General features: G+C 62.9%; 23 protein-coding genes and 1 pseudogene. 5 read left to right on the plus strand and 19 right to left on the minus strand.

The genetic code is table 11. From position 1 onward, the window contains the following. Nucleotides 1–157 precede the first annotated feature (157 nt). From BI344_RS10360 to BI344_RS10390, 7 genes are read right to left on the minus strand one after another with little or no spacing between them, the layout of a single operon-like run. Nucleotides 158–1372, minus strand: coding sequence for a phage late control D family protein (locus BI344_RS10360; RefSeq protein WP_241499300.1), 1215 nt, complete (start codon nt 1370–1372; stop codon nt 158–160). Beyond that, on the minus strand, nt 1369–1827 hold the full coding sequence (locus BI344_RS10365; RefSeq protein ID WP_204378124.1) for a phage tail protein: 459 nt from the start codon (nt 1825–1827) through the stop codon (nt 1369–1371). The genes BI344_RS10360 and BI344_RS10365 overlap by 4 nt, the downstream gene beginning before the upstream one ends. After that, nucleotides 1828–4974: a phage tail tape measure protein gene (locus tag BI344_RS10370; RefSeq protein ID WP_071112846.1), complete on the minus strand. Its 3147-nt coding sequence runs from the start codon at nt 4972–4974 to the stop codon at nt 1828–1830. Then, a complete protein-coding gene (locus BI344_RS24810) occupies nt 4971–5114 on the minus strand; it encodes a GpE family phage tail protein (protein ID WP_420912603.1) in 144 nt (47 codons plus the stop codon). The genes BI344_RS10370 and BI344_RS24810 overlap by 4 nt, the downstream gene beginning before the upstream one ends. Beyond that, the gene (locus BI344_RS10380) at nt 5099–5395 is read right to left on the minus strand and encodes a phage tail assembly protein (protein ID WP_071112848.1); all 297 of its coding nucleotides are present in this window, start codon (nt 5393–5395) and stop codon (nt 5099–5101) included. The genes BI344_RS24810 and BI344_RS10380 overlap by 16 nt, the downstream gene beginning before the upstream one ends. Before the next feature lie 52 nt (nt 5396–5447). Then, nucleotides 5448–5960: a phage major tail tube protein gene (locus BI344_RS10385; protein WP_071112849.1), complete on the minus strand. Its 513-nt coding sequence runs from the start codon at nt 5958–5960 to the stop codon at nt 5448–5450. Nucleotides 5961–5975: 15 nt separating this feature from the next. Then, entirely contained in the window at nt 5976–7148 is a 1173-nt protein-coding gene (locus tag BI344_RS10390) for a phage tail sheath protein (protein WP_071112850.1), read from the minus strand. Between the two features lie 126 nt (nt 7149–7274). Between BI344_RS10390 and BI344_RS10395 the strand changes: the two genes are divergently transcribed. Then, nucleotides 7275–7703: a helix-turn-helix domain-containing protein gene (locus BI344_RS10395; RefSeq protein ID WP_071112851.1), complete on the plus strand. Its 429-nt coding sequence runs from the start codon at nt 7275–7277 to the stop codon at nt 7701–7703. A 40-nt stretch (nt 7704–7743) separates the two neighbouring features. Then, nucleotides 7744–8010, plus strand: coding sequence for a hypothetical protein (locus BI344_RS23830; protein WP_139166948.1), 267 nt, complete (start codon nt 7744–7746; stop codon nt 8008–8010). 29 nt (nt 8011–8039) lie between these two features. Here the strand turns inward: BI344_RS23830 and BI344_RS10400 are convergent, their stop codons facing one another. From BI344_RS10400 to BI344_RS10430, 7 genes are all read right to left on the minus strand, one after another. Next, complete coding sequence (locus tag BI344_RS10400; protein ID WP_071112852.1) at nt 8040–8654, minus strand: tail fiber assembly protein; 615 nt, start codon at nt 8652–8654, stop codon at nt 8040–8042. Between the two features lie 10 nt (nt 8655–8664). After that, the gene (locus BI344_RS10405) at nt 8665–10458 is read right to left on the minus strand and encodes a phage tail protein (protein ID WP_083370159.1); all 1794 of its coding nucleotides are present in this window, start codon (nt 10456–10458) and stop codon (nt 8665–8667) included. Next, complete coding sequence (locus BI344_RS10410) at nt 10455–11021, minus strand: phage tail protein I (protein ID WP_071112854.1); 567 nt, start codon at nt 11019–11021, stop codon at nt 10455–10457. Before BI344_RS10410 ends, BI344_RS10405 begins: the two co-directional genes overlap by 4 nt. Then, nucleotides 11018–11908: a baseplate assembly protein gene (locus BI344_RS10415; RefSeq protein ID WP_071112855.1), complete on the minus strand. Its 891-nt coding sequence runs from the start codon at nt 11906–11908 to the stop codon at nt 11018–11020. The genes BI344_RS10410 and BI344_RS10415 overlap by 4 nt, the downstream gene beginning before the upstream one ends. Nucleotides 11909–11912: 4 nt before the next feature. Continuing rightward, nucleotides 11913–12269 (minus strand): GPW/gp25 family protein, encoded by a 357-nt coding sequence (locus tag BI344_RS10420; RefSeq protein ID WP_071112856.1) that lies wholly within the window; start codon nt 12267–12269, stop codon nt 11913–11915. Next, nucleotides 12266–12937, minus strand: coding sequence for a phage baseplate assembly protein V (locus tag BI344_RS10425; protein WP_071112857.1), 672 nt, complete (start codon nt 12935–12937; stop codon nt 12266–12268). The genes BI344_RS10420 and BI344_RS10425 overlap by 4 nt, the downstream gene beginning before the upstream one ends. Nucleotides 12938–13268: 331 nt before the next feature. Further along, nucleotides 13269–14579 carry an aerolysin family beta-barrel pore-forming toxin gene (locus tag BI344_RS10430; RefSeq protein WP_083370160.1) on the minus strand — a complete coding sequence of 437 codons (1311 nt, stop codon included), beginning with the start codon at nt 14577–14579 and terminating at the stop codon, nt 13269–13271. A gap of 218 nt (nt 14580–14797) precedes the next feature. On the opposite strand from BI344_RS10430, the pseudogene BI344_RS22850 reads away from it, so the two are divergent. From BI344_RS22850 to BI344_RS23840, 3 genes and pseudogenes are all read left to right on the plus strand, one after another. Next, nucleotides 14798–15166, plus strand: a pseudogene (locus BI344_RS22850) (transposase); the annotation flags it as partial. Between the two features lie 167 nt (nt 15167–15333). Further along, nucleotides 15334–15513 carry a hypothetical protein gene (locus tag BI344_RS23835; protein WP_139166949.1) on the plus strand — a complete coding sequence of 60 codons (180 nt, stop codon included), beginning with the start codon at nt 15334–15336 and terminating at the stop codon, nt 15511–15513. 2 nt (nt 15514–15515) lie between these two features. Continuing rightward, on the plus strand, nt 15516–15719 hold the full coding sequence (locus BI344_RS23840) for a hypothetical protein (protein WP_139166950.1): 204 nt from the start codon (nt 15516–15518) through the stop codon (nt 15717–15719). Between the two features lie 48 nt (nt 15720–15767). Here BI344_RS23840 and BI344_RS10435 read toward each other — a convergent pair whose 3' ends face one another. Genes BI344_RS10435 through lysC form a run of 5 tightly spaced genes read right to left on the minus strand, consistent with a single transcriptional unit; the run spans nt 15768 to nt 17101 of the window. Next, nucleotides 15768–16208, minus strand: a complete 441-nt coding sequence (locus tag BI344_RS10435; protein ID WP_241499302.1) for a phage virion morphogenesis protein — start codon at nt 16206–16208, stop codon at nt 15768–15770. Further along, nucleotides 16195–16641, minus strand: coding sequence for a phage tail protein (locus BI344_RS10440; RefSeq protein WP_071112860.1), 447 nt, complete (start codon nt 16639–16641; stop codon nt 16195–16197). Before BI344_RS10440 ends, BI344_RS10435 begins: the two co-directional genes overlap by 14 nt. Further along, nucleotides 16625–16840: a TraR/DksA family transcriptional regulator gene (locus BI344_RS10445; RefSeq protein WP_071112861.1), complete on the minus strand. Its 216-nt coding sequence runs from the start codon at nt 16838–16840 to the stop codon at nt 16625–16627. Before BI344_RS10445 ends, BI344_RS10440 begins: the two co-directional genes overlap by 17 nt. Beyond that, nucleotides 16837–16929 carry a hypothetical protein gene (locus tag BI344_RS26110; protein ID WP_420912604.1) on the minus strand — a complete coding sequence of 31 codons (93 nt, stop codon included), beginning with the start codon at nt 16927–16929 and terminating at the stop codon, nt 16837–16839. Before BI344_RS26110 ends, BI344_RS10445 begins: the two co-directional genes overlap by 4 nt. Continuing rightward, nucleotides 16892–17101, minus strand: coding sequence for an Rz1-like lysis system protein LysC (gene lysC, locus BI344_RS10450; RefSeq protein WP_071112862.1), 210 nt, complete (start codon nt 17099–17101; stop codon nt 16892–16894). Before lysC ends, BI344_RS26110 begins: the two co-directional genes overlap by 38 nt. Between the last annotated feature and the right edge of the window lies 1 nt (nt 17102).

Below are 17102 nucleotides of genomic sequence, written 5' to 3' on the forward strand. Positions count from 1 at the left end.
TTGATTATGCTGTAAGTGTATGTATTATACTGTACTAATTGGCAGGTTTTGTCATGGTCCTGCATTAGGTGCTTCAGTATCTAAATATTGATTCCGTTCTGAGTTGCACTCAGATGTCAATTTCGATTTGGAAAACCCATAAAGAAGTTTCATTAAGTTAGTCGATACTTTTCAGCCTTGCCTCCAGCTCCAGCGCCGTGGTGTAGCCGCCGTCTCCCAGCTGGTGGGTGACTTTCTTCAATACCCAGCCGGTGGCGTCGATGACGGGCTTGAAGCCTTGCACCTGGGCCGGCAGCTCGGGGAATAGCTCCGGGCAGCCTTCGGCCAGGGTGATGGAGAATTCCGCTACGCCGCGCTGCAGCTTTTGCCAGGCGGCCTTGGCACCTTGCAGGGCAGTCGCCTCGCTGACGTAGACATGTCGCAGCACCTTCACGTTTTGGCTGCTCGGCTCCATCCCCTTCTGCTGTATCGCCGTCAACTTGGTGCGCTTGCTCTTGCGGCCGAGCTTGGTGACGGTGGCGCGGCGTTCAAACTTGGTGTTCGCGTCCACGATCACCTCGCCCTTTTTCGCGCCGCGCACGTCATGCCAGTAGGCTTTGACGGCGGTATAGGCGTTGCGGTCGGCGACATTGAAGCGGTGGTTATCGCCGCTCCGGCGGCTGATCAGGCAGGCGGGGAAGGGGCGGCCGGTGACGGTTTCGGCGTCGCCGGCTTTGCAGAAGATCAGCCGACTGGCCTTCACGGTGGCGATGGCGTCGTACTGCTTGGCTAGGCGGGTCAGCAGATTGGCGTCGCTCTCGCTGGTCTGGTCGATATGCTCCACCTTCTGCCTGGCCAGCCAGGCGGGGATGGCCGGCGTCAGGCCGTTGGCCTTGGCGATGGCCTGCACGATGGCGCCCAAGGTGGTCTTGTGCCAGCTCTTTTCCCGCTTGGTGGCGATGCCGGCGCGCAGATCGGTGGCGCGGGCGCGTAGCGTGAGGGTGTCCGGCGCCCCGGTGTGTTCCACCTCGTCAACGATGTAGCTGCCCTTGTCCACCAGCGCCTGGCCGGCCCAGCCGATGGCCACGCTGACGGTGACGCCGCGTTCCGGGATGTCCAGCTTGCCGTCGCTGTCGTCCAGCACGATATCTAGCTGGTCCGCCTCGAATCCGCGGTTGTCGGTCAGGCTCAGGCTGATCAGCCGCGGCTCCAGCTTGGCGGTGATGTCCTTGCCGGATAGCACGATGCGGCAGGCCGGCCGCTTGGGCTGGCCTAGCGCGCCGCCGATGCCGCCCAGGGTGTCGCCCAACATGTCACCGACGCCGCCCAGCATGTCGGCGCCCTGTTGGTAGAGCTGGCCGCCGGCGCCGGCCGCGTCGTCTATCAGGCTCATGCCGCCAGCTCCAGCACGCTGCGGGTGAGCGCGCCCAGGGCGTCCAGCAGGCTGTCGTCGGTGCGCTTCAGCGACAGGGTGAAGTCGATGCAGCGCGCCTTGCCGTCGCTGAAAAACTCTTGTCGGGAAACCTCCAGGCTTTCCACCACGAAGAAGCCGTATATGGTGCCGGTGCCTTCGATCAGCGGCCAGGCTTTGCCCTGGTCCGCCATCAGCTTGAGCAGGGATAGCGCGGTGTCGCCGCCGGTCAGCTCCGGCATCAGCCTGCCGGACAGGGTAATGGTTTCCTCGTCCACGCCCAGGAACTGATAGGACGGCCGCGCGCCGACGCGGCTATTGGACGGCCAGCGCCAGCCGTAGCGCTGTTTGAAATCCTGATAGGGCAGGGTGTCCATCATGAAGACGAACAGCCCCAGCGCCATCATCGGCAATTTGATCGGGCCAAGGGATAGCATTTAGTCGAAGTCTCCCAGGCGGCTGCGCTGGCGCGCGGCCTGTTGGTTTTGGGCATTGGCCAGCGCCTGCGCTACTTGGCGTTGCACCAGCGCGGCCAACTGCTGCTCGTTCATGCCGGGCGCGGCGTGAATGGTGATGTTGAAGCTGGCCGGCGCGGCGACGGCCGGCGCATGGGCGCGCAGCGGCGGGCGGGTGTCCAGCTGGCCGGCCATCGCCGGCGCGGTGGCCAGCACCATGCCGGCGCCGGCGGCGGTGATCTTCTTCGCCGCGGACTGCACGGCGGCCAGCGGCCCGGCCTGGCCTTTGTCGATACCCTGTTCCAGCCCGGCCATGGTGTAGCCGCCAATGGTGGCGAACACGCGGGACGGCGAATGGATGTCCAGCTTCTTGCGCAGCCATTCCGGCAACAGCTCGCCCACGCCCAGGATGGCGTCCTTGACCCACACGATGCCCTTTTTGATGCCGCTGACGATGCCGGACATGATGTCCAGGCCCACTGTCACGAACTTGGCGGCCAGCTCCGCGCCGATGACGATCAGCCCCGCCAACATTTTGCCGAAGCCTTTGCCGGCGCCGGCGGCCTTGTCCAGGCTTTCCTTGCTGGCGTCCACTGGTCCCAACAACTTGGATACCCATCCCCATGCGGTCTTGAATGCGCCGACCAGCCAGTCCCATACCGGGCGCAACGGTTCCAGCGCCGGGCCGATGGCGGCAAAGACTTGATCGAATATCGCCCCCAACGGCGCCAGCCCTTCTTTCAGCCCCTCCCAAAAGCCGCTGAACCATGCCTTGATTGGTTCCCAATACTTGTAGATGAGCAGGGCGGCCAGGCCAATGACTAGACCGATGGGGTTGGCCATGGCCAAGCGGCCGACGAATATCAGCGCCTGGCCAATGCCCATGATGGCGCTCACCGCGCCGGACCCCGCGGCAGCCAGACCGCCGCCAATCAGCTTGCCGCCGCCCTTGACGCCATCCCAAGCCATGCCTTTGACGCCACGGGTTTTGATGTACTGCGTTACCGCGCCGAGTTTTGACCCTGCACTGGCGCGCGCCAGCGCCAGCTGGGCGGCAACGGCGCGCCACAGTGCGGCGGTGTACTTATAGACGGCGAGCTTGCCGGCCTTGAACTTGTTGCTGACGTTGCTGGCCAGTTCGCGGCTTTTGCTGATGCTGGCGCGCATCGCCGCCGGCAGGGTGGTTTTCAGCCCCTTGGTCATTTCCCACAGCCGTTTCAACGGCTCGCGCGGGTTGGAATTGCTCCAGGCGGTGGCGATGACCTGGCCGGCGCCCTTGGCCGCTTTCGCCGCGGTGGCCCAGCCTGCCTTCATCGCATGGCCAGTCTTGCCGGCCGCGCCGCCCAGCCCGCCGAAGCGCGCGGCCAGGCCGCCGGCGCGAATGCCCAAGGTGGACAGGCTGAGGCGGGCCAGCGCGAGCGGGCCGAGTACGGCGGCAATCGCCAAGCCCAGCGTGCCCACCACGGCCAGCAGCACGGACACGGCTGCGGCGATCCTCACCAGCGTGGCAGCCAGCGCCGGGTTGGCCTTGGTCCAGCCGGAGATACGCTGCAGGATGTCCGCCGTGGCGCTCATGATGTCCATCAGCGGCTGGCGCAGCGCCTGGCCCATGGCGGATGACTGATTGAACAGCCGGGTTTTCGTCATCTGCCACTGCGCGGACAGGGTGTCGCTCTTGGCATCGCCTTCACGCTGCATGCTGCCCTTGGCCTTGGCCTCGTTCACCAGTTGCAACTGCTTGCGGTATTCGCCCAGGTTGTCGGCCAGCTTGGCGGCGTCATCGCCGTATTCCTTGCCGAACAGATCCACCATCACGCCCATTTGTTTGGTTTTGGGCAGTTTATTGACCGCCTCCATCACCTTCAGGATGGTGCCGGTGGAGTCCTTCGCCATTTGCGCTTCTATCGCCTTGGCGCTGAGGCTCAGCTCTTTCAGCCCCTTTTGGAAACGCTTGGGCTGCTTCTCGGCAATTTGCAGCTCGCGCACCATGGCCTTGGTGGCGGTGGCGGCGATCTCCGGCGATGATCCTAGCGACAAGAAGGTGGAGCCAAGCGCCGCGGCTTCCTTGTAGTTCATGCTGCCGACACTGCCAGCGATGCGCTGCATCACATTGATGATGTCGGCGCCCTTGGACTGCGCATTGTCATCCAGGTAGTTGATGACGTCGCCCAGTTGTTGGATGTCCTTGATTGGGACTTTGTAGATGTTGGCGATCTTACCCATGTCTTCGGATAGCTGGTCCGCCGGCAGGTCAAACGCGGTCGAGGCTAGGGCGGCGACGCGGGCAAACTCCAGCAGATTGTCTTTGCCCTGAATGCCCATCCGCGCGCCGCCCTCCACCAGCGCGGCTATCTCGGTGGTGGCCATCGGGATTTTCTCGGCCATAGCCTTGATGGCGTCGCCCATCTGGTAATAGGTGGCGGTCAGTCGGCCATTGTCATCGCGCGCGCCATCCACCTGCTTGGCCACGCCCAGCATGGCGTCTTCGAAACTGCTGAAGTCGGCCACCATCTTGACCGCAGGCGCACCGATGGCCGCTCCGGTGGCGACGGTAGCGGCACTGCCGCCGACCACCTTGTCGCGTGCCTCCAATTGACGGCTATAGCGCTGCTGGGCCTCGTTCAACTGGCGCTGCCGGCCGGCGACACGGCCCAGCGCCGCCTCCCGTGTCGCCAGCGCGGCATTGGTGGCGGCGATCTTGCCGGCCAGGCTGGCTTCGGTGGCGGAGAGTTGGCGGGTGTCGATGCCTTCGCGCTGCATGGCGCTGGATGCGGCGCGGGCTGCATCCAGCTTTTTGCGGTGAGCAATGGCGAGCTTGTCCACCGCGCGCTCGGCGGCGGCGAACTGGCGGGCCAGCTTGTCGCTGGCGCCGCCGGTCTGTTGCATCTGCTTGCGCACTTCCTCCAGGCGCTGGCGCGCGCCCGTCAGGTTTTGGCCAACATCCTTGCTTTCTTTCGTCAGCTTGCGGAAGGCGTCAATGCTGCCCTGGGTGGCTTGCAGCGCCTTGAGCTGGTCGCGGCTTTCCTTCACGGCGCGCGCCAGCTCCTTGTTGCCGGCCATCGCTTGTTTCAAGGGCCGGGTCAGCTTGTCCACGGCGGCGAGGACGACTTCCAGTTTTAGCTTGCTCATTCGTCGGCGTTTCCTGATCGAAGGCGGGCGCGCTCGCGCCAGCTGGCCAGCTCGGCCAGCGGCATGGCGTCATAGGCGGCGGGCGGCCAGTGGAACACGGTAGCAATGTCGGCGATGGCGTCGTCTACGCTTGCGGAGATGGGATATCCTGCTGTTCCGATTTCTTCAGCAAAAAAGCCGCCACCATCGAGGCGCATTCGGTGAAGTCCGCCACGTCCATCTTGGTGACGTCTTGCTCGTTCAGCGCCGGGCTGGTGATGCGCGGCAGCACTTTGTGTAGCGCGCTGACGTCCATCTGCAGGAGGTCGGACAGCTTGATGCCGCGCAGCTCGCCGGCGCCGGGCTTGCGCAGCTCGATGGCGGTGATTTCGCTGTCGCCGCGCTTGATCGGGGTGTCCAGGGTGATGATGTTTTCGCTCATGATGATTCCTATGGAGTGTGTCGGCCCGCCGGCGGCAGGCCGTGAGGGTGAGTTACAGACCTACGTTTTTGCGGTGCTGGGCCTGGCGGTCCACGCCCATGACTTTGAACACGTCGTTCACCACATCCAGCTCCATCCATTCCTTGCCGTTTACCACCAGCTTGAAATAGCTGAGGCTGGTTTTTACTTTGAAGCTGCCGTTGTCGCCGGCCTTGGCGTCGCCCAGGTCCAGCTCGTTGTGGCGGCCGCGCGCGACGACTTCCACCGCGTGGTCGCTGCCGTCGCTTTCATCGGCATAACTGCCCATCCAGCGCAGTTCTGACGCGTCGTGTTTGTCGGCGCCGAAGCTGGCGACGATTTCTTCAACCGGCCCGCTGTAGGTGTGTTCCATTTCCAGCTTGTCGATGCCCTTGAGCAGATCGACGGAACCGATCATGCCGGCGCCGCGGTACTCCTCGGTCTTCATGGCGAGCTTGGGCAGCTTCATTTCCAGACATTCGGCGACAAAGCTTTTGCGGTTGTTGAATACGTTGAATTTGCGCAGGGTGCGCGGCAGTCCTGCCATGGGGTTCTCCTGGGGTTAGCGGTTGACCTGGTCGGCGAAATCCATCAGGTAGCGGTCGGTGATGCGCTGGCGGAAGGTGAGGTTTTCCAGCGGCGGAACTTCGGTGTATTCGTAGTCGATGGCCAGCTTGCCGGTCTTCAGTCCTTCCTTGTCGTTGGCGCTCTCGTCGTACCAGGCGCGGAAGCCCAGCAGATAGCCGGCCGTCACCAGCTCGCGGCCCTTGGCGTTGATGCCCTCCACGATGTCTTTCACCAGTACCGGCGTCAGCGGCTTGTCCATCGCCCACATATGGGCTTCGGCGATGGTGTCGGCCAGCACCTGGGCGGTGCGGGTGGACGACTCGAATGGGAACTGCGGGTCGCTGGAGCAGTTGCGGCTTCCCCAAAAGCGGAAGCCCTCACGGCGGATCAGGGTGGTGATGCCTTTTTCGTTGAGGTAGCCGGCGTCGGTGGCCGGGTGCTGCAAGTCCCAATACACATCGCGGCTGATGCCGCTGACGCCTTGCACCACGACGTTGGAAAGCGTCTTGTGCCAGCCTTCGGACTCGTCCAGCGCGGCGCGCAGGCCCAGCGCGCGGGCGGTGGCCGGCGCGATGGCATCCTTGCCGGCGGCGCTATCCCAGGACAGGAAGTCCGGCCAGATCAGCATCAGCTCGCGCTGGCCAAAGTTGGCGCGGTAGGCGGCGACGTCTTCCTTGGTCTTGCAGCCCCAGGCGCTGATATAGGCCATGGCGCGCAGCTTGACGGCGATGGCCGCCAGTTCGGTGGCCACCGGCAGCGTGTCCAGGCCGGGCGCGCCCAAGATGCGCGGACGCACTCCGACGCGCTGCTGGGCAGACAACAGCGCTTTCAGGCCGGTGTATTGGCCGGCCGCGGTGGTGGTGCCGATGACGAGGCCGTTTTGCTCGGCCTCGTCCTTGCCGGTCTTGATCCGCACCACCACCACCAGCGGGCTGGCGTTGTCGGCGATGGCGTCGAGGCTGGCGGCCAGCGTGCCTTTGCTGCCGGCCTGGCCGATGGCGCGCTGAACATCGGTGATCAGTACCGCGGTGTCGAGCGGGAAGGCGGCCGGGTCGGCATCGTCTGCGGTGCAGACCATGCCAATGACGGCGGTGGAAATCGTGCGGATGGGGCGCGTGCCGTTGGCGATTTCAAGCACGCGCACGCCATGGTGGTAATCCTGGGGCATGTCTCAGTCTCCGGGTGAGGTTCTGAGCATGTTGCCGCGCTAAATCTGTCTGGTCAGCTGACGCTTGTTGTGTGGAAGGACGGCACAACCTAGGATGAAATAATCCGTATTTTCACGTAATTGCTTATGCCGTTTCCCGTCTCCGCCTTGGTCCATCAATTTCTGGAACAAGCGGATGCGAAGGATATGCTGTCGTTGTTGAGCATGCTGGAGAAAATAGCCCGGCAGGATGTGCCGCTGCATATGCGGGCCGGGATGGCTGTGGATTTGCGCGCGCTGTTGGCGGATGCGGCATTGCGCGACAGTGTGCAGGCCCGGCAATTGGGCCAGCTATCCGATTCCGAGGTATCCGTAGTTTTACTTATCGCCGCTGGGAAAAGCCACCGCCGGGCGGCGGAAATGCTGGACATCAGCGAGCGCACCATCCGCGCCCATGTCGAAAATTCCATGAAAAAACTGGGGCTTAAGCCGGCGGCGGGAGACAAGCGGCTGGATGCCCGCTTACTCATCGCGCACATATTTTTGCCTGATGTTATGCAGCGTATTGGCGATTAAGCCAATATGCAGCCGCGAGAAATTCCATAAAAATACTGTTTTGGAATTTTTCACCCAAAAGCAAAAACTAAAAGGCAAGAAAATGCGCAATCGCTCTGAAGCTATTCATTTGAATCCCCTTATTGGAACCTCGCCGCGCGACACCCTAGAAAATCTCTGTTGCTGCCTAGATAAAATCGGCCACACCCTGGCATCCCATCACGATGACCCATCGATTGGGTTTATCTCGGATGCGGCCGTCGCCGCCCTGAGATTTGAAGTCGATCAGATCGGCAAACGGCCACCGCCGCAAGGCAAGGCGGCATAAACAAACAGCCCCGCGAATGCGGGGCTTTGTCATAGTGCGGCTGGCGGTGCCGGCCAATTGACTGCGGCCGGGTAGCCTGGCTGCTGCGGCACGCGGGACAGCTCCACCCGGTAGCGCCGCCAGGCTGCCAGCAGCACGGACTCGGCTGGCGTCGCCATGCCCAGGTCAGCCGCATCATGCAGCGGCACAATGGCCGCATCGGCCTGGCCGCGCCGCGCGGCGATTTCCGTTTCGACTGCGGCACGCTGTGCGGCCAACTCGGCGACCTGGTCAACGCTCCAGCTCATGCCATCCCACACGCCAAACGGCGGCGGCGGCAGCTCGGTGGCGCCCAGCGCCTCCGGCGTGTCACCCAACTGCGCGACAATCGGCTGCGCCGTGGCGGTATCCCACAGCGGCACGCCGCGCCAATCCGGCAGCAGCTGCCAGCCGCCACCCAGGATGCAATGGGCGGGGATGCTGCCGTCGGCCGCGCGCCAGGCGGCCGCGTGGCGCGGGCCGCCCGCCGGAGGGGCAGCTTCTGCCGCCCAGGCGGGAATCAGATAGACCTCGTCCACATCCAGCGGCGAGCGTTGCGCCGTGGTTTGCCCGGTGCATTCGCCGGTCGCGGCGCTGTAGCAATACACTATTTTTTGTTCGTTCATTGGTGCCCCCTCAGACTTTGATGCAGGCCAGCAGCGCGACGTTGCGGGGCCGGGACTCGTTGCCGCCGGTGCTGTATGTCGCGTAACGCAAATACCTGCCGCTGCCGTTCCACTCTCCCAACAATTCATTTGACGCCTGCCGCGCGCCCAAATCCAGCGGCACGCCGCCATTGTCCACGAGGACAGTGTCCTGGCCGGCAATATTGCCTGCCGGTGTCGGGATGGCGTGATCGTGTGCCAGATTCTGAGAGGCCTGGTGGCTACCAAAACTGCGGCCGGCGACGTCTACACCGCCCCCAGCATCCCAGCCGCGGATAAACTCGCCGCGTAGATCTGGCACGCCGAATGTGGTTTTGCCATCGCCAGCGCCGAATCGCTCACCAATGGCCGCAAACAGTGCGGCGTAGGTTGCGCGCGATACATCCTGCGCGCCGTTGCAGATGATCCAGCCCGGCGGCGGCGTGTCGCGGGCGAAATAGGCAATCTGCCCAGGCGGCGCGGCGGCGGTGATGCCATCCTGCGTGGTGGCGGCATCCGCCAGCTGGCGCCACACAGTCCAGCGGCCCTGATAGCGGCAGCGGTGCCAGAATCCCCCATCGGCAAACGCCTGATAGGTGTGATAGACCATCTCGCCGGTCGCCCTCACGGTCAGTTGGCCGGCCTGTGGGCAGGGCCAATTCTTGCCCTTGATCGCATTATCGTTGGCGGGGTTGTGGTAAATGCCGGTGATAGTGAGGGTGTCCAGATCTACCGCCGATGCAATGTCCGCCCGCAGTGGAAATGCATCGGCGATGCCGTAGCCGGCCAAGGTACTGGCTTTGTCGGCTTTGCCGGCCAGCTTCTTGGTCAGGTTGGCGGCGAAGCTGGCGTCATTGTCCAGCGCCGCCGCCAGCTCTTGCAGGGTGTTGAGCGCGCCGGGCGCACCGGCCACCACGCCATCAATGGCGGCTTGCAATTCGGCCTTGCTGGCGGCGTCGGCGATGCCGTAGCCAGCCAAGGTGTTGGCTTTGTCGGCTTTGCCGGCCAGCTTCTTGGTCAGGTTGGCGGCGAAACTGGCGTCATTGTCCAGTGCCGTCGCCAGCTTTTGCAGGGTGTTGAGCGCGCCGGGCGCACCGGCCACCACGCCATCAATGGCGGCTTGCAATTCGGCCTTGCTGGCGGCGTCGGCGATGCCGTAGCCGGCCAAGGTGCTGGCTTTGTCGGCTTTGCTCGTCAATTGCTTGGTGATGGTGGCCGCATAGTTGCTGTCATTACCCAGCGCCGCCGCCAGCTTTTGCAGGGTGTTGAGCGCGCCGGGCGCACCGGCCACCACGCCATCAATGGCGGCTTGCAATTCGACCTTGCTGGCGGCGTCGGCGATGCCGTAGCCGGCGAGGGTGGTGGGCTTGCCGCTGGCAATCTTGTTCCAGTCCAGCGCTGGCACGTCCGCCGCCGTCATCTGTCGCCCAGCTGCCACGCGGCCTTTCGCATCCACCGTCACCATGCCGTAACTACCGGCGGTCACGCCGCTGTTTGCCAGCGTCAGCGCGCCGCTGACATTGCCGCTGCCGTCGAACGTCACGCTCCAGCTACCATCCCCGGTCATAGCGAGGTTGCGCGGGGTCTTGAGGCGGTCGGCGTACTCGGCCACCAGCGCGCCGGACACGATGTCGTCTATCTGCTTCTTCAGGTACTCGGTGCGCTCCAGCAACTCGGACGGCGCACGGTTGAGCGGGCCGCCGTCGCCGCCCAGCAATCGCTCCGTTACCTCGTAGCGGGTGATGCCGGGCCAACCGGGCGTAGCGGGGATGGGAAGGGCTGTCATGTTCGTATCACTCCTGCGGTATAGGCGCCGTTGGCGCTGGCGTAGCCGTTGGCGATCAGTGTGGCGCCGGTGAAGTCCAAGCCCCACAGCACGCAACGTGCCGGGGCCACATCATTGAGAATTCTGCGGGCAGCGGCGGCCTGCTCCAGGCTCAGCATCTTGTCGATCTGCACCCGGTATTCAGGCCAGCCGGCGGGATCGCCTGCGGTGCCGAAGCCATCGGCCACCAGTTCGCCGTCTGCCTGGTAGTGGTGGTTGCCCTCGTTGATTCGCACTTCGCCCAGACCGAGGTCGCGGAACACCTGGCGCACAGCCGAGAGGGTTCCCTTGCGGCGGTGGACGGCGACGGAGGAGGCAATCAGGGCGCGTTGTTGCTCCTCGGTGGCGGCGGCGTCGAAGTTTGCCACGCTGCGGGACCACGCCAGCCAGGGCAGCAGCGGCGCCGGGCAGCGGCGGCTGTCGGCCAGGCCACGAATCGGCGACGGGTCCAGCGTCAGCGCGCAGGCATCGGCCAGCGCGGCTTCAAGCGGCGTGCGGTTGGGCGGCAGCAGTTGGCGGCTCATTGCGGCGTCACCGTGATGGCGGCGCAGTCGGGAAACTGGCCAACGCCGCACAGCACGTCCGCCGCCGGACTGGCGATGCTGACACGGTCCACGCCTGGCACATGCAATGCGGCGTCGATGGCGGAGCGCGGCACGCTGCCGCCGATTTTGCGGCGCTCGGCAAGCATCCGGTCCAGTCGGTCGCGGGCGCCGGCCAGTCCGCCGCTGGCGGCCTCGCCGCCTGGCTGGTACAGGATGCGGGCATCGATAGCGAATGCCAGCGGCTGGCTGGCGCAGACCTGCACCGTGTCGCACAGCGGACGCACGTCCTCGGCGCTCAACGCGGCGGCGACGGTATCGCATAGCGCTGGGCTGGCGATGCCGTCACGGCCCAGCAGCCACACCCGCACCACGCCGCCGGCCGGGGTATCCACATCGGCATCCAGCACCTCGGCGCTGGCGCTCAAGGCATGAAACAAGTACGCGCCGCGCGGGCCGCCGCTGGCCAGCCCTTCCAGCGCCATCTGGCAGCGATAGCGCAGCCGGCTGTCGTCTTCCCATAGCGCCTCGGTCGGCGGGGTGACGTTCGGGTTGGCCGGCTGGATCAGCAGCCGCTGCACGCCGTAGTCTGCGGCGCGGTTGTCGAGATCGGCGCCGGCGGCGTAGGCCAGCAGGCTGGCGCGGGCGGCCTCATTGACGCGCTGGCGCAGCAGCATTTCGCGATAGCTGGCCAGCTGCAGCGCCATGGTGATCGGCTCGCTTTCCAGTTGCAGCGCGGCGGCGTAGCTCGCGCGCTGCTCAGGCGGGACCCGCGCAAGAAAACCGGATTTGTAGGCCTCAAGCAGAGTTTCGTAATCGATGGCATCCACGATGGTCGGCGCGGGCAGGCGGGTCAGGTCTATGGCCATGCGGTCAGCTCCTCAAGGGAATGGCAAATTGCAGCGGCTGGCCGCCGGCCCGGCGCCTGGCGTCGATGTCGATGGTCAGCGCGCCAGCCGCGGCGCCGGTTCCGGTCTGCAAGAGGACGCGTGTCAGTTCTATCCGCGGCTCCCAGGCGGCCAGCGCCATGACGGTGGTGGCCATCGCCTGCATGCGGGTCTTGCCGTTTAGCGGGCGGTCGATCAGGTCCGGCAGGATGCTGCCGAACTCGCGCCGCTCGATGCGCGAGCTGCGCGGGGTGGTGAGGATGCGGGCGATGGATTGGCGGATGTGGTCGTCATCGTGGATGGCGCGGCCGGTGGCGGCGTCCATGCCGGTGTAACTGCTCATCGGGGTGGCTCCGTATTGCCGCCGTGCGGGTCGGGGTGGGTGTGGCTGTGCAGCGTCACGCCGTTGGACGACAGCGCGCCGCCTTGATGGGTGATGTTGCCGCTGATGGTAGTAGCCGCGCCGCCGGCGCCGCCCGATCCCGCCATGCCGGCGAGGTAACTGAACAGGCCGGACACGGTAGCTTTCGCCCTGGCTATCACGTCGCCCAGCACGGTCAAGCGGCCCAGGATCGTGACGTTGCCGGTGATGACGGTTTCCGGGCAACTCACGGTGACGAGTACGGCGGCCTGCACGGTGGCGGTCTGGATGCCGGACACGCTGAGCGCGCCGGCGGCGTGGTTGTAGAGGATGCGGGCGCCGTCCGGGTAGACGCGCAAATGTTCGTCGGGGCTGTGGGAGGGCGCCGGCCGCTGATCGGAATACAGGCCCAGCAGCACAATGGCGGTCGCCGGGTCGCCGCTGGGACAGAGCAATATCACCTGCTCGCCCTCGGTGGGCGGGTTCCAGTCGCGGGTCTGGCCAGCGCGCGGCGCGAGCCAGGGTAGCCAGTGGCTGGTGAGGTCGCCGGATTGCACGCGCACGCGCTCGGCGTCGTGATCCACCTGGGCGATGGTGCCCAGGCGGATCAGCGACTCAATGCGGCGGGAGAGGTCTGCGTAATCGTCCATGCCGGGCAGTTTGCACGGGCCGGCATGGGGTGTCGCGGGGTGGGTGTTGTGTGGCGAGATGGCACAACCTTGAGACGGGTCGAATTTCGCCTTACATGAAATTTTAATCAGTTGTTAGGAATTGCACCCAGATCGTTGAGGTATTTTAAATTTATTCTGCATTATTAAGACTTGCTAACAAAACCTATATTCTGCGCAATGGCGTACATGGCAGATCAGCGACTTACAAGCGACAGCCTGAGGTTTTGTTAACGACTTTAAAAAAACCGCCCACTTTCTCAAGCGGACGGCATCGGCGACGTGTGGCTGCTCCCTGAAAAAGGCAGTGAGCCTACTTGAACGGAGAGACCGCGGAAGGCTTGGCCTGATCCTTGTTTAAAGTGAACCGCAGGTTCTTCACGCTGCCGGCGATATCTTTCATATCGCTCAACACCGTATAGCGGATCCCGCTGGTTATGGCCGGGCTGCGCGCCACATTCGCCCCTGGCGCCGCCTGGGCCGGCAGCGGTTCCACCGGGCCCGCGTTGATGGTATAGCCGGTGGAATCTATCGCCGTGAACACCCCGGTGAATTTCTGCTTGAATTTCCGCTTGGCGATGGCACCAATATAATATTCGATGGTGCTGCGCGAATATTGATTGACAGCCCACGGCCAATCCCATTTCGACGTTTCCGGATTCAGATATTGCGACAGTAGATCCTGCGCGCCAGTCAGGCCATCTTTGCCGCCAAACTTGGCCAGGTAGAATCTGCGGTCCGATGGATGGCCATTGAGCGCATTGTCGCTGTAGCGCAGGAAGTTATACAGCTCCGCCTCGTAAGTCATGAACATGTTCGAAGCATAGGGAATATTGGCCTTCTGCTCGAACAGCGTCAGCGTGATCAGCCTTTTGCTTTTAGGCGGCAATACCGCCCGATATTCGGCGGTTTGCGAGGTGGTGCTGCTGGTGCCATTGGTGGTGGTCCAGTCGGCGCCGGAGGCGATCTCCACCGCAACCGAAGACTCGACCCCGCCGATCAAGGGCAAGCCGGCGTTGTACTTGTTGGTCAGCGTTACCTTGCCGCTGACCGCGACCTTGTCGGCCTTGGACCAGCTTACCGTAGAGTCGTATTTGAGATTAGCCACCCCGGTATCGGATTGGTCGCTGTAGTTCTCCAGCAGCACGGTTACTACCTTGATCGGCTTCTTGTTGTACAGCTGGGGAGCCTCCAGCTTCATATCTTCTGGCCCCATCATCCACTGTATATTGGAAAACGCCATTCTGAAACGCTTGTCCGCCCAATAGCCGCCGGGACCGTTTGGATCGTATTTGGCTTTCATCATGTAGCGGTACTTGGTATCCGGCAATGCCAGGTTATCCAGCATGGTATCGATTCGCTGGTAGTCGAACTCCTTGCCCACAGCGGTGTTCTGGTTGGTATTCCCTCCAGTCCAGCCATAGCCAAGGTAATGCGCTAAGGATGCCCACGGTTTGAAAAAACTGTCCGAAGTCACGATCTTGCGGATCGTCGACTCGTTGTCGACTGACATCTCGTTAAATACCACATCGCTGAATTGCGGGACGGTGTCCGCGCTCATCGCGGCTGGATGATGAAGCGAGAATATCGCGGCTGCGGGTAGGATGACTTGGCCAAGCTTCATGCTCTGCTCCTCCTTGGGAAGATGTAATGAAAGACCTTACTTATTATCTAGGCTCGATAAACCGGCCCGTCTTATGCATAGGAGGAACATTTTGCTGCGGCTCCCCCGGGTGGGGTAGAGCAATGACTCTACCCTGCAGTACCATCCTACTGTCTTGATGTAATTTTTAGAAACAATAATTAACACATTTTTGTAAATGCCAAGAATATCCAATTTGCATTGAAGATCGCCGAGGTGTGCTATTGGCGCTGAGCATGACCGGGGCCAACCGACACGACTCCATGGCCTTCGAAGCTTTGGTCGATGCGATTCCTGCCGTTCCTGGTTTGCCAGGACGGCCCAGACAAAAGCCTTACAAGCTGCATGCTGACAAAGGCTATGACTACCGCCGTTGCCGTGAACACCTGAGTCGGCGCGGAATTTTGGTGCGAATTGCCCGTCGCGGAGTTGAAAGCAGCGAGAGGCTGGGTCGCAACCGTTGGGTGGTGGAGCGTACCCATTCTTGGCTAGCGAGCTTCGGCAAGCTGAGAATCGGTTTCGAGCGGCGGTTAGATACACATTACGCCTTGCTCAAGCTGGCCTTCTAATGGATCTGTCTGCGATTTATCGACAGGTTTTGTTAGCGAGTCTAAACCCGCTTCGGCGGGTTTTTAATTTGTTAGCACTGTGTTGCTTTGCGCACATACTATTTGGAAGTTGATCAATACTATTAGCCTCATATGTGTAAACAGCAAGGGTAGAAGGAGTTGCAGTCATGAATGACCCTGAACATAAGGTAGAAATCACCTCCGGCGAGTCCTTGCTTGCAGATGAGTCATATATTGCAGGTGGCGATTTTGAAGGGCTGATTTGTTTAGTGCAGATGCGCTATGGCCTTACGCGAGAAGAGGCTGAAAATCAAGTTAAAGCTTTCTTGGATGAATGTGGGGGGTGAGTATGAGCGAATCTGTCGTAAGTCCAGTATTAAAAAGCCAAGTAACTGTGGATGATGAAATGAATAGCTTCATTCGTTTGCTGCAGTTGCGCTATGGAATGAGCTATGAAGAGGCTAGTGGATTGTTGATGGATTTTTTGAAACTATTTCATAGGGAGTTAGAAGGTGTCGCCAAAGAGCCTGATGGCAGAAAAAATAGCAGGTAATTCGTTGTGGCAGTAAATTAAGAGGGAGTGGCAATGCCACTCCCTTTTTTAATTAGATAGGTGAGTCAATATTTGGTCACGGACGACTTCGATATCGGCGGCGGCGAAGCCCAGCAGCTCGCGCGCCGGATATTGCGTCTCGCGGCGGCTGCGCCGGCTGACGCGGTCGCGCAGGCCGTATTGATGGACGCGGGCGATACGTTCCACCTGGCCGACGAAAGCAACGGCGGCGCCGTTGGTGGTGGCTTCCACCTTCAGCCACTTGGAGGCGCGCAACTTGCTGAACATCTGGCGGCGGATTTTGCCCTTCTTTGCGCGGAATTGCGGCTTGCGTGGCGCGAACTCGCTGCCGTCCGGGTTGAGCTGGTCGCGGATGCGTTGCTGCTGGCTGGCGCGCAGCGCTTTGGCGATGTCGCGGGCCAGCGCGCGGCGGGCCGCCGGCTCCACCCGCTGCAACAGGCCGGACAGCTCGGTTTCAAGCTGCATCATGTTCATTTTTCACCGTGATATCCCAGGCCCATGGCTCGGGCGGCTCGCCGCGGTGGGTGGCGGTAATGCTGCCGTCTGCCTCTGTCTGAACTTTGACCCCTTCGGTCAGTTGGAGCGTGATTTGCACATCCATCGCGGCTAGGCTGGTCAGCTCGGCTTCAAAGCGGAATCCTTTTTCCAGCCGTTCCGGGTTCTGGATCAGCGGCGGCTCGTTGGCTTCGATCCAGCCGCGCAGCGGGATGATGAGCTGGTCGAGGTGGCCGGCGTAGTCGGTGATGATCAGTTTGACGGTGTAGCGGTAGCCGAACGACAGCCGGCCGGGGGCGGCGACGATGCCGCCATCTTCAATGAACATCAGCAGCCGGTCGGGGTTGTCGCGCAGCTCCGGCAGCGCCGCTTCCAGCGCCTGGCGCAGGCTAGCGGGCTTGTTCATAGCGTTCGAACTCCTGTTGGCACTGCACGCAGCGCGAGCAGCCGGCGACGATGCGTTGGCGGGCGTCGGGTATCGGCTCGGCGCAATCCTCGCAATGGCTGAGGCTGGCGCGGTGGGTGATGTTGGCGAGCTGGCGGGCCAGCGCGGCATCGCGCTGGAGTTGTTCCAGCGCCTGGGCGCGGTCGTAGAAATCGGTCATGGCGTGTACTGTTGGCAATGGATGATGTGATCGATCTGCGCGGCGCAGGACTCAAGCGCCGCCCGGTGCTGCTGCCAGCTGTCGGCCAGTTGCTGGTTGCTGGTTGGTGGTTGGCGCCAGCGCCGGCAGCGGACAGGCCGTCACCGCCGGGCAGCGTTGCAGCAGCGGGCGCGGCGCCGGCTGGCGCGGTGGTGTCGAACAGGCGGGCAAGGTCAGCAGGAATAGCAGCGCTGCCCCAGGCAGCGGCGGCAGGCGTGGCATG

Origin of the sequence: Chromobacterium sphagni, assembly GCF_001855555.1 — a bacterium.
Lineage (GTDB): Bacteria > Pseudomonadota > Gammaproteobacteria > Burkholderiales > Chromobacteriaceae > Chromobacterium > Chromobacterium sphagni.

Bases quoted from the DNA above. Each gene is read 5' to 3' on its own strand.
- lysC (WP_071112862.1), bottom strand. From the start codon at position 17,101: ATGCCACGCCTGCCGCCGCTGCCTGGGGCAGCGCTGCTATTCCTGCTG.
- BI344_RS10410 (WP_071112854.1), bottom strand. From the start codon at position 11,021: ATGAGCCGCCAACTGCTGCCGCCCAACCGCACGCCGCTTGAAGCCGCG.
- BI344_RS10380 (WP_071112848.1), bottom strand. From the start codon at position 5,395: ATGAGCGAAAACATCATCACCCTGGACACCCCGATCAAGCGCGGCGAC.
- BI344_RS23840 (WP_139166950.1), top strand. From the start codon at position 15,516: ATGAGCGAATCTGTCGTAAGTCCAGTATTAAAAAGCCAAGTAACTGTG.
- BI344_RS10425 (WP_071112857.1), bottom strand. From the start codon at position 12,937: ATGGACGATTACGCAGACCTCTCCCGCCGCATTGAGTCGCTGATCCGC.
- BI344_RS10445 (WP_071112861.1), bottom strand. From the start codon at position 16,840: ATGACCGATTTCTACGACCGCGCCCAGGCGCTGGAACAACTCCAGCGC.
- BI344_RS10415 (WP_071112855.1), bottom strand. From the start codon at position 11,908: ATGGCCATAGACCTGACCCGCCTGCCCGCGCCGACCATCGTGGATGCC.
- BI344_RS10390 (WP_071112850.1), bottom strand. From the start codon at position 7,148: ATGCCCCAGGATTACCACCATGGCGTGCGCGTGCTTGAAATCGCCAAC.
- BI344_RS10400 (WP_071112852.1), bottom strand. From the start codon at position 8,654: ATGAACGAACAAAAAATAGTGTATTGCTACAGCGCCGCGACCGGCGAA.
- BI344_RS10385 (WP_071112849.1), bottom strand. From the start codon at position 5,960: ATGGCAGGACTGCCGCGCACCCTGCGCAAATTCAACGTATTCAACAAC.
- BI344_RS10420 (WP_071112856.1), bottom strand. From the start codon at position 12,269: ATGAGCAGTTACACCGGCATGGACGCCGCCACCGGCCGCGCCATCCAC.
- BI344_RS10440 (WP_071112860.1), bottom strand. From the start codon at position 16,641: ATGAACAAGCCCGCTAGCCTGCGCCAGGCGCTGGAAGCGGCGCTGCCG.
- BI344_RS10370 (WP_071112846.1), bottom strand. From the start codon at position 4,974: ATGAGCAAGCTAAAACTGGAAGTCGTCCTCGCCGCCGTGGACAAGCTG.
- BI344_RS10430 (WP_083370160.1), bottom strand. From the start codon at position 14,579: ATGAAGCTTGGCCAAGTCATCCTACCCGCAGCCGCGATATTCTCGCTT.
- BI344_RS10365 (WP_204378124.1), bottom strand. From the start codon at position 1,827: ATGCTATCCCTTGGCCCGATCAAATTGCCGATGATGGCGCTGGGGCTG.
- BI344_RS23835 (WP_139166949.1), top strand. From the start codon at position 15,334: ATGAATGACCCTGAACATAAGGTAGAAATCACCTCCGGCGAGTCCTTG.
- BI344_RS10405 (WP_083370159.1), bottom strand. From the start codon at position 10,458: ATGACAGCCCTTCCCATCCCCGCTACGCCCGGTTGGCCCGGCATCACC.
- BI344_RS10360 (WP_241499300.1), bottom strand. From the start codon at position 1,372: ATGAGCCTGATAGACGACGCGGCCGGCGCCGGCGGCCAGCTCTACCAA.
- BI344_RS10435 (WP_241499302.1), bottom strand. From the start codon at position 16,208: ATGATGCAGCTTGAAACCGAGCTGTCCGGCCTGTTGCAGCGGGTGGAG.
- BI344_RS10395 (WP_071112851.1), top strand. From the start codon at position 7,275: ATGCCGTTTCCCGTCTCCGCCTTGGTCCATCAATTTCTGGAACAAGCG.